We start from the raw sequence: 12,147 nt of genomic DNA on the forward strand, positions 1-12,147 counted from the left end.
GGCGAGCAGCTGGTTGCGGTGCGCCATGTCCAGCTCGCCGGCCTGGACGGCGTGGTCGAGCAGGATCTTGATGTTCACCTCGTGGTCGGAGGTGTCCACCCCGGCGGAGTTGTCGATGGCGTCGGTGTTGATCCGGCCGCCGCCCCGGGCGAACTCGACCCGGCCGCGCTGGGTGAAGCCCAGGTTGCCGCCCTCGCCGACCACCCGGGCGCGCAGCTGGCTGCCGTCGGCGCGCAGCGGGTCGTTGGCCTTGTCGCCGGCGTCGAGGTGCGACTCGGTGGAGGCCTTGACGTAGGTGCCGATGCCGCCGTTCCAGAGCAGGTCCACCGGGGCGAGCAGGATGGCGTGGATCAGCTCGTTCGGCGTCATCTTTCCGGCGCCGGTGGCGATGCCCAGCGCCTCGGCGGCCTCGGCCGAGACCTCGATGGTCTTCTGGGTGCGGGGGAACACCCCGCCGCCGGCCGACAGCAGCTCGGCGGAGTAGTCGGCCCAGCTGGAGCGGGGCAGCTCGAACAGCCGGCGCCGCTCGGCGTGGGAGCTCGCCGCGTCCGGGTTCGGATCCAGGAAGATGTGCCGGTGGTCGAAGGCAGCCACCAGCCGGATGTGCTCGCTCAGCAGCATGCCGTTGCCGAACACGTCCCCGGACATGTCGCCGACGCCGACCACCGTGAAGTCCTGGGTCTGGGTGTCGACGCCCAGCTCGCGGAAGTGGTACTTCACCGACTCCCAGGCGCCCCGCGCGGTGATGCCCATCGCCTTGTGGTCATAGCCCACCGAGCCGCCGGAGGCGAAGGCGTCGCCGAGCCAGAAGCCGCGCTCGATCGCGATGCCGTTGGCGATGTCGGAGAAGGTGGCGGTGCCCTTGTCGGCGGCCACCACCAGGTACGGGTCGTCCCCGTCGTAGCAGCGGGTGGCAGGCGGTTTCGCGACGTACTGGTTGCCGGCCGGGTCGCGGCGGAAGTTGTCGGTCAGCTCCAGCAGCGAGGTGATGAAGCTCTTGTAGCAGGCGATCCCCTCGGCCAGCCACGCGTCCCGGTCGACCGCCGGGTCCGGCAGCCGCTTGGCGACGAAGCCGCCCTTGGACCCGACCGGCACGATCACCACGTTCTTGACCATCTGCGCCTTGACCAGGCCCAGCACCTCGGTGCGGAAGTCCTCCCGGCGGTCCGACCAGCGCAGCCCGCCGCGGGCCACCGAGCCGAACCGCAGGTGCACGCCCTCCATCCGGGGCGAGTACACCCAGATCTCGTACAGCGGCCGGGGCTCGGGCAGCTCGGCCACCGCGTGCGGGTCCAGCTTCACCGCGAAGGTCTCCGGACCCACCCCGTTGGCGTCCCGGCGGTAGTAGTTGGTGCGCAGGGTGGCGGTGATCAGGCTGAGCAGCGAGCGCAGGATGCGGTCCTGGTCCAGGCTCGACACCCCGGCCAGCTGGGCATCGATCTCGGCCCGGATGCGGCCCTGCGGCTCGGTGCCGGCGGTCGGGTCGCCGTCGTCGGCCGGCTCCTCGCGCTCGGGGTTGAACCGGGCGTCGAACAGCTCCACCAGCAGCGCCGCGATCCGGCTGTGCTGGCTGAGGGTCTCCTCGATGTAGCCCTGGCTGTAGGTGGTGCCGGCCTGCCGCAGGTACTTGGCGTAGGCACGCAGCACGGTGGCCTGCTGCCAGGTCAGGCCCGCCCGCACCACCAGGGCGTTGAAGCCGTCCTGCTCCACGCCGCCGGCCCACAGCATCCGCAGGGTGTCGATCACCGCTGCCGAGCGCTCCGGCGAGAAGTCCACCCCCTCGCCGAGCTTGAGGCCGAAGTCGTAGATCCAGGACGAGGTGCCGTCGGTGCGCTCGACCTCGTAGGGCCGCTCGTCGAGCACCTCGATGCCCATCAGCTCCAGCATCGGCAGGGTGCGGCCCAGCGACAGCGGGGTGCCGGTCCGGAAGATCTTCAGGCGCCGGTCGGCCGGGTCGTCGGCGGCCGGGGTGTAGACCTCGAAGCTCAGCCCGTCGGTGTCGGGCAGCGCCTCCAGCCGGCGCAGGTCCACCACCGCGGTGGACGCGCCGAAGTCCTCCTTGTACGCCTCGGGGAAGGCGCCGGAGTAGCGGCGCAGCAGCCGGTCGGCCTCCTGCTCGCCGACCCCGACGGTCAGCAGGTCGGCCAGGTCGTCGCTCCACCGGCGGGTGACCTGGGCGACCCGGGACTCCACCGCCGCCCGGTCCGGGTTGGGCACCTCCTCGCCGGGACGCAGCGCGATCAGGAACTGCATCCGGGCCATGCCCAGCTCGACGATCCGGTCGTCCCGGCCGATCACCTTGCCCGGCCAGTGCGACAGCACCACGTCGCACACCTTGCGCCGGGTCTCCGGGCCGAACCGGTCGCCGGGGAAGTACACCAGGACGGTGACGAAGTCGCGGTTGAGGTGCACCCGGGCGAACACCCCGATGCCGCGCCGCTCGGCCCGGTCGACGACCAGCTGGGAGAGGCGGAGCAGGTCCGGCGTCGGTGCCTCCAGCAGCTCGTCGCGGGGCAGCGTGCGCAGCGCCGCCAGCAGCTGCCGGCCGGTGTGGCTGTTGGCCCGGGCCCCGGAGCGCTGCAGCACCTCCGCGATCCGGCGGCGCACCACCGGCACCCGGCCGACGGTGCCGTCCGACTCATCGGTGATCAGGCCGAGGAAGACGTGGATCTTGGCAGCCTCGCCGTCCGAGGCCGGCGCGATCACCGTCACGCAGTCATACCGGGTGGAGCGGCGGACCGTGGAGACCATCGGCGACTTGAAGATCACCAGCGGCGCCCCGGACCGGTAGGCCGGCAGCAGCTCCAGCGGCGAGATGCTGGCAGCACCCCGCAGCACGCCGCGCTCGGTGCTGGTCGGTGCCGCCGACCGGGACGGGCTGGTCAGCTCGTTGGCCGAGTAGGCCGCGTGGCCGAGGATGATGAAGTTGCCGTCGGCCAGCCAGCGCAGCAGCTCGCCGGCCTCGCAGGAGGTGTCGCGGTCGAACTCGCCGGGGTCGGCCTCGATCCGGTCGGCCAGCTCGCGGATCAGCCGGTACAGGTAGGGGGCATCGGCCACCGCGTTGTGCACGTCGGCGATCACCCGGCGCAGGTCCGCGGCCACCTGATCGTGCTCGGAGTCAGGGATCAGCGTGGTCTCGATGTGCAGCCAGGACTCGGCGGCCGCCCCCTCGGGCACCTCGGCGGTGTCCTCCAGGTCCAGCACCTGGGTGACCACCCCGTCGGCGTCGCGGCGCACCACGATCTGCGGGTGCAGGAAGTGCTCGATGACGTGGCCGGTGCGCTCCAGCTCGGCCCGGGTGGAGTCCACCAGGTACGGCGCGTCCTCGGTGACCATGTCGATGCTGGTCGCCTCGCCGTCCAGGTCGGCGATCCGGATCACCGTCTCGCCGGGCTTGCGGGTCCGGGCGGCGGCGAAGTGCCGGCGGGCGAGTTCGGCGAGCGCGCGGGCCGGCCGGCCGGGCAGCTGTGCGGAGGCCCGCATCAGGTAGCGGCGCAGGAAGACGTCTTCGTCCGGGGGTTGGCTCGTCCCGTGGCCGGAGCTGGTCACGCCCGCATCCGCGGAAAGGTCGGTCATCGCGATGTCACCTCGTTGTGACGGTTTCGAACGGGCCGGGGGCACCTGCGCTGGCGCCGCGTTCACCGGGAAGCCCTGACCTAATGGAACCACAGCCGCAGTTGCGGCCCGTCGCGACCGTCATCGAGCGACCTCCCGCCTGTGCTGCCGCTTCTGATCTGGCAGCCTGCCCAGCCTAGGGCCCGGCGCGCTACCTCAGGGCGGTATCAGCAGTACGTGTCTGGGCGGGGTTTGAGAGCATGGCGGCCATGGCCATGCCCGATTCCGCCCGCCCGCGTCCCACGCCTACCTCGGCGTCCTACTCGATCACCGTCCGGGTGTACGCGGTGCCGGACTCCTCGGTGGTGGGGCGGCTGGCCACCGCGGTGTCCGAGGCCGGCGGCCTGGTGACGGCGGTGGACGTCTCGGAGTCCCGGCACGACCGGATCACCATCGACGTCACCTGCTCGGCGGTCAACGGCGAGCATTCCGAGCAGATCGTGGCGGCGCTGCGGGCGGTGGCCGGCGTCGAGGTGCACCGGGTCTCCGACCGGACCTTCCTGCTGCACCTGGGCGGCAAGATCTCGGTGGAGTCGAAGGTGCCGCTGCGCACCCGCGACGACCTGTCGATGGCCTACACCCCCGGGGTCGGCCGGGTGTCGCTGGCGCTGGCCGCCCACCCCGAGGACGTCGCCAAGCTGACCATCAAGGGCAACTCGGTGGCCGTGGTCACCGACGGCTCGGCGGTGCTGGGGCTGGGCAACCTCGGGCCGGGGGCGGCGCTGCCGGTGATGGAGGGCAAGGCGGCGCTGTTCAAGCGGTTCGCCGACATCGACGCCTGGCCGATCTGCCTGGACACCCAGGATCCGGACAAGATCGTCGAGGTCGTCCGGCTCATCGCGCCCGGCTTCGGCGGCATCAACCTGGAGGACATCTCCGCGCCGCGCTGCTTCGAGATCGAGGCCCGGCTGCGCGAGCTGCTCGACATTCCGGTGTTCCACGACGACCAGCACGGCACCGCGATCGTGGTGCTGGCGGCCCTTACCAACGCGCTGCGCTGTGTCCGCAAGGGGCTGGGCACGGTCCGGGTGGTGGTCGCCGGCGGTGGCGCGGCCGGCACCGCCATCGTGGACCTGCTGCTGGCCGCCGGGGTGCGGCACGTGCTGGTCTGGGACCGCGAGGGAGTGCTCTCGCCGGACGACGAGCGGCTCACCGGCGCCAAGCTGGAACTGGCCCGCCGGACCAACCCGGCCGGCGTCACCGGCGACCTGCACGACGCGCTGCGCGGGGCGGACGTGTTCATCGGGGTGTCGGCGCCCGGTGTGCTGCCGGCCGAGTGGATCGCCGACATGGCCGAGGATCCGGTGGTGTTCGCGCTGGCCAACCCGGACCCGGAGACCGACATCGACACCGCGCGCCGGTACGCCACGATCCTTGCCACCGGACGCTCGGACTACCCCAACCAGATCAACAATGTGCTGGCCTTCCCCGGGGTGTTCCGCGGCCTGCTCGACGCGCACGCCCGCCAGGTGAGCACCGAGATGCTGCTGCGGGCGGCCTCGGCGCTGGCGCACTGCGTCAGCGACGACCAGCTCAACGCCGCCTACATCGTGCCGTCGGTGTTCGACCCGTCGGTGCCGAAGGCGGTGGCGGCAGCGGTCCGCAACGCCGCGTCGCCGGAACGCCGGACGGTCGGCGACCGCGGCATGGAGTAGCCGATCCGCGGGCCGGGCCGCGGCTGGACTCCGGGGTTAGATTTCCAGGGAAAGCTCCCGCACCGCCGACCACCCTGGGGAGAGACGTGACGCAGTACGACACGATTGCCCTCGACTACCAGAAGATCTCCGCCGCCGTGCCGCTCCGCGACGCCGAGTGGCACTCGCTGCGCGTCCGGCTCGGCGACCTGACGGGCCTGTCCGTGCTCGACCTGGCCTGCGGCGACGGGATGGGCACCCGGCTGCTCAAGCAGTGGGGCGCCGCGCGGGTGGTGGGCGTCGACATCTCGCCGCAGATGATCGGGCTGGCCCAGCAGCGCGAGGACGCCGAGCCGATAGGCATCTCCTACCGGGTCGCTGATGCCGCGACGCTGGGGAAGATCGGCGAGTTCGACCGGGTCGCCGCGGCCTACCTGCTGCACTACGCCGAGAACCGGGACCAGCTGCGCCGGATGGCCCAGACGGCCTACGACAACCTCAAGCCGGGCCAGCAGTTCGTGGCGAGCATCGCCAACATCCTCCAGCCGCCGCAGCCCGACTTCGACCAGCGCAGGTACGGCTTCTCCTTCCGCCTGATGGACGACACCCTGCACGAGGGGGCGAAGCTGCGCGGCACGCTGTTCCTCGGCGAGAAGACGGTGGAGTTCGACTTCTTCTGGCTGCCCCGGGAGGCGTACGAGGAGGCCTTCCAGGCGGCGGGATTCCGCTCCTGGACGATCGAGCCCTTCCTGATCCCGCCGGACTCGGCGCGCACTCGCGGCGAGGGCTTCTGGGACGAGTACCTCGCCAGGCCGTCGGGGATGCACATCACCTGCGCCAAGTAGCTACGGGAATACAACCTGCCCGTCCCCGAAACGTCTCCTAAGCAAGGCCAACGATTCGGGGGAGAAGAAATGAAGCATTGGAGCCGGACGGCAGTCCTGAGTGTGGCCGCACTGATCGGTGCGGCGGTATCCGTGCTAGCCGTTTCCACGTCGGCGAGCGGCACGAGCGGTACCAGCGGTACGAGCGGGACGACGACGCCGTACTGCGGGATCACCTGGGGATCCCTGGCGAAGCAGGCGTCGGCGACCAACCCGGCGTCGTCGCGGCAGCCGTCGCTGGTCGACGTCCGGGCCGGCCAGCACCCGTGCTTCGACCGGCTGGTGCTCGACGTCGCCAAGGGCGGCAGTGCCAGGGTGCGGTACGTGACGAACGTTCTCACCCAGGGCAAGGGCGATGTGGTGCCGTTGCGCGGCGGCGCCCGGCTCGAAATCGTCGCGCTGGTGCCGGCCTACGACATCAACACCGGCCAGCCCACCTACCGGCCGGCGAACGTCAAGGAACTCGTGAACGTCACCGGGTTCCAGACGTTCCGGCAGGTCGGCTACGGCGGCTCGTTCGAGGGCTACACCTCGATCGGTCTCGGCGTCCGGGCGCGGCTGCCGTTCCGGGTGTTCGGGCTTTCCGGGCCCGGCGACCGCTCCCGGATCGTGATCGATGTGGCACATCGCTGGTCCTGACCACCGGTGCCTGACGACAGTCCTGAAGGCTGCCCCGACCGAGGCTTGCGAGGTCGGGGCAGCCGCATGTGCTGCTTCGGCTTCGGAGGGACCGCGCTGGGTGCCCGTCAGCGACGGGTGCGGCCCTCAACCGGAGGGTGTCGGCGGACGCCGATCTAGCGCTGGACGGCCGGCGGCGACGGCACAGGCCGACGGGCGTTGTAGTCCTCCGCGGCCAGCTCCAGCACCTCGTCCGAGATGGGACCGCCGAACCGGCGATGGATGATGACGAGCGCTCGCGCCGCGGAGATCCGTACTCGGTGGCACCGCCACTCGTAGTCGTCCAGGGCCGCCTGCTCGGCCACCGGAGACGCGACAGCACGGTCCTCGGAGGGCTCGCTGTTCTGCGACATGAGGCAATCGTCCTTCTTCGCTCAGCGCTTGTCGAGCAGATACGCCAAGGCCGCTTTGAGGACTTCCGCGTCGGGCCCGCTCGCCGTCGTCTCCAGGGCCAGCACCTGCATCGCTTCGGTGCCGACGAACCGGGTGTCCGGATGGGTGCTCAGGCCGTGGTCTATCGCCCACTGCGCCCGCTTCCACCAGGCGTCGCGCTCGTCGTGCGCGGCCTTCTGGCGCAGGGACAGCATCGCTGCCGAGAAAGCCAGCCCGGATGCCACGACACCCACCGCACCGCTGACCTCCAGCGGCGCTGGTGCACTGCGCCAGCGGGTTCGCCGCCTCCGCTAGCTCCGTTCCTGCAACTCCAGCCGATCGGGACCCAGGTGGAGCACCTGGAGGGTTCGGCGCTCGGTGTCTCCGGTGCTGACGCCCAGCAGCCCGTCGTCCCCGACCCGCCAGCTCCCCGGCTTCGGTTCACTGGCATCGCCGCGCCCGACCGCCCAGTCGATGAAGGTGCCGTCCGGGCGGAATTCGATGGAGTCGCGGCCTCGGGCCCGCGGAAAGTCGAAGTCCGCAGGTCGGTACACAGCCACTCCAGCGTGATCCTCTTCGAAGGAGTGCCCCCAGCGCTGGAAGAGGCTCCGATCCGGTTCAGTCATTGCTTGCTCCCCTGTCTGGAGCGCCCGGCGACGGGTGGCGCGCCGGCGTCACCCGTCGCCTGGTGCTCGTCAGCTGCCGGTCCCGACCCCAGCCGGCCGCTCCGGAATCGGCGGCTGCGCGGACCCGAGCGAGGGCTCTGCCGCATGCTCCGGCGCCGCCAGCCGGAAGTCGCTGACCACGCCGCCGAGGTACTCGTAGCCGGTGACCGACGGTCCCCAGGACGAGCCGTCCCACCACTTGTGGTACAGCGCGCTGTCGGTGCCGGTGACGAAGACATCGAGCCGGTCCCGTTCCCACGAGGTCACCCGCGGTGGGCTGGTGCAGACACCACCCATGTACTCGTAGCCGGTGAGGGACGGTCCCCAGGACGAGCCGTCCCACCACTTGTGGTAGAGCGCGCTGTCGGTGCCGGTGACGAAGACATCGAGCCGGTTCTCTCCCCACGCGACCGCTGTCGGCCCACTGGTGCAGACACCACCCATGTACTCCCAGTCGGTGACCGACGGGCCCCAGGACGAACCGTCGAACCACTTGTGGTAGAGCGCGTGATCGGTCCCCAGGACGAACAGGTCCAGCCGGTCCTTGCCCCACGCAACCGCCGTCGGCGCGCTCGCGCAGATGCCGCCCATGTACTCATAGCCAGTGGCCGAAGGTCCCCACCCGGATCCGTCGAACCACTTGTGGTAGATGGCGTTATCCGTGCCGACCACGAAGACGTCCAACCTGCCAGCACCCCAGGAGACGGCCTCCGCCCGGCCCATGCAGATACCGCCCAGGTACTCGTAATCGGTGAGGGACGGTCCCCAGGACGAGCCGTCCCACCACTTGTGGTAGAGCGCGCTGTCGGTGCCGGTGACGAAGACATCGAGCCGATCGGCGCCCCAAGCGGTCGCCAGCGGCTGGCTCATGCAGATACCGCCCAGGTACTCATAGTCGGTCACCGACGGTCCCCAGGACGAGCCGTCCCACCACTTGTGGTAGAGCGCCAGATCGGTGCCGAGGACGAACACGTCGAGCCGGTTCGACCCCCAGGCAGCCACTTCAGGCCTGCTGGTACAGGTACCGCCCAGGTACTCGTAGCCGGTCACCGACGGTCCCCAGGACGAGCCGTCCCACCACTTGTGGTAGAGCGCGCTGTCGGTGCCGAGGACGAACGCATCGATCCGGTTGGCTCCCCAGGACACCACCGGGCCCGCTGGGACCGGCCGCGCCCCGTCGCTGAACAGCGAGGCGCGGACTCCGTCGAGGCACGCTTCCATGCGGTCGGCCTGCCCCTGGGTGAACATCACCATCGCGCCGTCGTCGACATAGTCCATGTAGTCCATGAACAGGTCGCCGTTCGGCCCGTTGCCGCATGTCACATGCGGAAAGGTGGGAACGCCGACGTTGGGACCAGCCTGGTTCGGGGTGTCGTCGACCAGGTCGGTGCCAGTGCAGCCCGTGCCGTCATCTCCCCAGATGTGGTAGAGGTTGAAGAAATGGCCGATCTCGTGGGTTGCCGTGCGACCGAGGTGGAACGGGGCCGTCGCGGTTCCACCGGTACCGAACGCGGTGTACGTGATGACGACGCCATCGGTGGCCGCCGGCCCGCCGGGGAACTGGGCATAGCCGAGCAGCCCACCGCTGAGCGGCGCAACCCAGATGTTCAGGTAGTGGTCTGCAGGCCAGGCGTCCTCACCGCCCGTGGCCGTGGACTTGACCGCATCGTCGGAGGAGAAGGCCGCGGTGCCGGTCCGGGTGCGGGTGATCGCGTTCGTCGGGTTTCCCGCGGGGTCCTTGGTAGCCATGAAGAACTCGATCCGGGAGTCCCCGACCAGGCTGGCGAACGCCGGCGGCACGTTCGAGATATCCGGGTTGTTGGCACGGAAGTCGCGATTGAGCACGTCGATCTGGCTCAGGACCTGGGCATCGCTGATGTTCTGTTCGGCCGTGTTGTACACGACATGCACTACCACCGGAATGTGAGCGATACCGGGGAATCGGGCTCCGACCTTCCGACGCGTCAGGTGCAGCGTGATGTTCTCGACCTCGTCGCGTGCCGCCCGGTATTCGCTGCTCTCGATGAGCAGTCGACGGTGCACGTCCATGGTGGCGCATTTACGGCGCTCGGGCGGCGAAGGCTCACCACCGGCCGGCGGGTCTGCGCCAGTACGGTCGCCCATGTCCGGCCGGCCCCTCATCCCGCGCGAGCCCGGCGCGCGTGGTGCGCTGCCCATTCCCCGCCCGGCCGGGTGGTCGCCTTCGGCCATTCCCGCACGTTCGGTCATCCGCGCATGCATGGCGCCGCCGCGCATGCCGCCCGGCTGCGCCGAGGGCATGGCGTCGCCCTGCCGCTCGCCGCCCCCCTGCTCATTCCCGCCGCTGCTCTTGCCCCGTCTGGTAGTCATCGGTGCCCTCCCGGCGCCCAATGAGTCGGACCGTCCGACTCCTGATAGTGGCAGCCGTGTCGAGCACTCAAAGGTCGTGAAGGAAAGCGGCGAATGAGGCGCCCACCCAGCGGCTGGCGATAACGCTGACGCTGATCGTGGTTAAGAGTGCGAGGGGCCGGATCGTCTCTTATTCCATGACGTTTTGCAGTAACCCCCACTGCTGTACTGCTCGCGATGCCGGCCATGCATCGCGACCATCGCCCTATGGATACACCCGCCGAGGGAGCATTGTCCATAGCTCAGCCGGGATTCCTCTTATTTCCCAGCTAACTCTCGTGAGGGTAGGTTCCGCACAATGAAGTTGGTTTGCCACAATGTAAGACGGCGAGCCACCGCGCCTCGGTAGGTTTGGCGGTAGGTTCGGCGGAGCCGGGAGCAGCTCGGCCCCGGACACCACCTGGCCCTGCAAGCCCGCCCTACAGGCAGGCGTCCACCACCTCGCCGAACCGGCCGACCATCTCGGAGATGTCGGCCTCGGTGGCGATGAACGGCGGCGCGAACAGCACGTGGTTGCCGAGCACCCCGTCCACGGTGCCCGAGCCGGGGTAGAGCAGCAGCCCGCGACGGAAACCCTCGCGCTTGATCGCCGCGGTCAGCGCCGCGCCGCCGGAACGGGGTGCGTGGGTCTCCCGGTCGGTGACGAACTCCACCCCGACGAACAGCCCCCGGCCGCGGATGTCGCCCACCGAGTCGGTGCCGACGAACCGCTGGGCGAGCTCCCGGCGCAACTGCGCACCGCGGGCCCGGACGTTGTCCAGCAGGTTCTCCTCGACGATGGTGCGCTGTACCTCCAGCGCGGCGGCGCAGGCCAGCGGGTGGTTGACGTGGGTCTGGCCGTTCTGCAGCACCCCGGAGCCGGCGCCGAGGGTGGCATGGATCTCGTCGGAGACCAGCAGCGCCGAGATCGGCAGGTAGCCGGCGGCCAGTCCCTTGCCGACCGCCACCAGGTCCGGCACCACCTCGTCCTCGTAGTAGGCGTAGTGATGCCCGGTGCGTCCGAGGCCTGCCATCACCTCGTCCAGCAGCATCAGCACGCCGTAGCGCTGGCAGACCGCCTTCAGCTTGGCGAAGTAGCCGGGCACCGCCGGCACCGCGCCGTTGGTCGAGCCGACCACGGTCTCGGCGGTGAACGCCGCCACCCGGGTGGGCCCGACCTCGAGGATCTTCGCCTCCAGCTCGTCGGCCAGCCGCTGCGCGTAGTCCGCCACGGACTCCTCCGGACGGCGGTCGCGGTACTCGTAGCAGGGCGAGACGAACCCGGCCGGGCCCAGCACCGGCTCGAAGACCGACCGGCGCTGGACGTTGCCCGAGATGGCCAGCATCGCAAGGGTGCTGCCGTGGTAGCTCTGCCGCCGCGAGATCACCACGGTGCGCCCGTCCTCGCCCCGCTCGCAGTGGTACTGGTAGGCGATCTTGAGCGCCACCTCCATCGCCTCCGAGCCGCCGGACAGGAACTGCGCCTTCGGCAGCGCACCGGGCAGTGAGGTCAGCAGGTCGGCCAGCTCCTCGGCCGGGGAGGTGGTGAAGCTGCCGGCGTGCGCCCAGCTGAGGTTCTTCACCTCCCGGGCGATCGCGTCCATCACCCGGGGATGGCAGTGGCCCAGGCTCGACACCGCGACCCCGCCGCAGGTGTCGAGGTAGCTGTGGCCGTCCCGGTCGGTGAGCCAGACGCCGTTGCCGCCGGCGGCCCAGATCGGCTGCCGGTCGATGTTCTTGTAGATGGTCGAGGACATCAGCGGTCCCAGGCGGTCGGGGCGAGGTAGGCCTTCTCGCCGAACGGGGAGGACTTGCGCAGCTTCCGGACGATCGAGACGGGCACCAGGACGGTGCCGAAGTACAGCCGGGCGGCCAGTCGTGCCAGCATGGGCGCCTTCCTCGGGTGGGGACGTCGGGTGGGGACGTCGCGGG

At 70.4% G+C, this 12,147-nt stretch carries 10 protein-coding genes; 3 read left to right on the forward strand and 7 right to left on the reverse strand.

Annotation, left to right across the window (positions count from 1 at the left end; translation table 11 throughout):
- The coding region (locus VLJ82_RS15280) for an NAD-glutamate dehydrogenase domain-containing protein (RefSeq protein WP_408664223.1) at nt 1-3,576 on the reverse strand (3,576 nt) is incomplete at its 3' end.
- Between the two features lie 248 nt (nt 3,577-3,824).
- Between VLJ82_RS15280 and VLJ82_RS15285 the strand changes: the two genes are divergently transcribed.
- From VLJ82_RS15285 to VLJ82_RS15295, 3 genes are all read left to right on the forward strand, one after another.
- Nucleotides 3,825-5,270 (forward strand): NAD-dependent malic enzyme, encoded by a 1,446-nt coding sequence (locus VLJ82_RS15285; RefSeq protein ID WP_408664224.1) that lies wholly within the window; start codon nt 3,825-3,827, stop codon nt 5,268-5,270.
- 86 nt (nt 5,271-5,356) lie between these two features.
- The gene (locus tag VLJ82_RS15290) at nt 5,357-6,094 is read left to right on the forward strand and encodes a class I SAM-dependent methyltransferase (protein ID WP_408664225.1); all 738 of its coding nucleotides are present in this window, start codon (nt 5,357-5,359) and stop codon (nt 6,092-6,094) included.
- A 69-nt stretch (nt 6,095-6,163) separates the two neighbouring features.
- Entirely contained in the window at nt 6,164-6,772 is a 609-nt protein-coding gene (locus tag VLJ82_RS15295) for an AMIN-like domain-containing (lipo)protein (protein ID WP_422653729.1), read from the forward strand.
- 155 nt (nt 6,773-6,927) lie between these two features.
- Here the strand turns inward: VLJ82_RS15295 and VLJ82_RS15300 are convergent, their stop codons facing one another.
- From VLJ82_RS15300 to VLJ82_RS15325, 6 genes are all read right to left on the reverse strand, one after another.
- Complete coding sequence (locus VLJ82_RS15300; RefSeq protein WP_408664227.1) at nt 6,928-7,164, reverse strand: hypothetical protein; 237 nt, start codon at nt 7,162-7,164, stop codon at nt 6,928-6,930.
- A gap of 21 nt (nt 7,165-7,185) precedes the next feature.
- On the reverse strand, nt 7,186-7,428 hold the full coding sequence (locus tag VLJ82_RS15305) for a hypothetical protein (protein WP_408664228.1): 243 nt from the start codon (nt 7,426-7,428) through the stop codon (nt 7,186-7,188).
- 66 nt (nt 7,429-7,494) lie between these two features.
- Complete coding sequence (locus VLJ82_RS15310) at nt 7,495-7,737, reverse strand: hypothetical protein (protein WP_408664229.1); 243 nt, start codon at nt 7,735-7,737, stop codon at nt 7,495-7,497.
- A 141-nt stretch (nt 7,738-7,878) separates the two neighbouring features.
- Entirely contained in the window at nt 7,879-10,197 is a 2,319-nt protein-coding gene (locus VLJ82_RS15315) for a M43 family zinc metalloprotease (protein WP_408664230.1), read from the reverse strand.
- Nucleotides 10,198-10,655: 458 nt separating this feature from the next.
- Complete coding sequence (locus tag VLJ82_RS15320; RefSeq protein WP_408664231.1) at nt 10,656-11,972, reverse strand: aspartate aminotransferase family protein; 1,317 nt, start codon at nt 11,970-11,972, stop codon at nt 10,656-10,658.
- Complete coding sequence (locus tag VLJ82_RS15325) at nt 11,972-12,103, reverse strand: hypothetical protein (RefSeq protein ID WP_408664232.1); 132 nt, start codon at nt 12,101-12,103, stop codon at nt 11,972-11,974. The genes VLJ82_RS15320 and VLJ82_RS15325 overlap by 1 nt, the downstream gene beginning before the upstream one ends.
- Nucleotides 12,104-12,147 lie beyond the last annotated feature (44 nt).

Origin of the sequence: Jatrophihabitans sp. (assembly GCF_035474675.1) — a bacterium.
Classification (GTDB): Bacteria; Actinomycetota; Actinomycetes; order Mycobacteriales; family Jatrophihabitantaceae; genus Jatrophihabitans_A.

What these genes read in the sequence shown, in the direction of transcription:
- VLJ82_RS15295 (WP_422653729.1), top strand. Translation starts at nt 6,164, where the DNA reads ATGAAGCATTGGAGCCGGACGGCAGTCCTGAGTGTGGCCGCACTGATC.
- VLJ82_RS15285 (WP_408664224.1), top strand. Translation starts at nt 3,825, where the DNA reads ATGGCCATGCCCGATTCCGCCCGCCCGCGTCCCACGCCTACCTCGGCG.
- VLJ82_RS15320 (WP_408664231.1), bottom strand. Translation starts at nt 11,972, where the DNA reads ATGTCCTCGACCATCTACAAGAACATCGACCGGCAGCCGATCTGGGCC.
- VLJ82_RS15300 (WP_408664227.1), bottom strand. Translation starts at nt 7,164, where the DNA reads ATGTCGCAGAACAGCGAGCCCTCCGAGGACCGTGCTGTCGCGTCTCCG.
- VLJ82_RS15325 (WP_408664232.1), bottom strand. Translation starts at nt 12,103, where the DNA reads ATGCTGGCACGACTGGCCGCCCGGCTGTACTTCGGCACCGTCCTGGTG.
- VLJ82_RS15315 (WP_408664230.1), bottom strand. Translation starts at nt 10,197, where the DNA reads ATGACTACCAGACGGGGCAAGAGCAGCGGCGGGAATGAGCAGGGGGGC.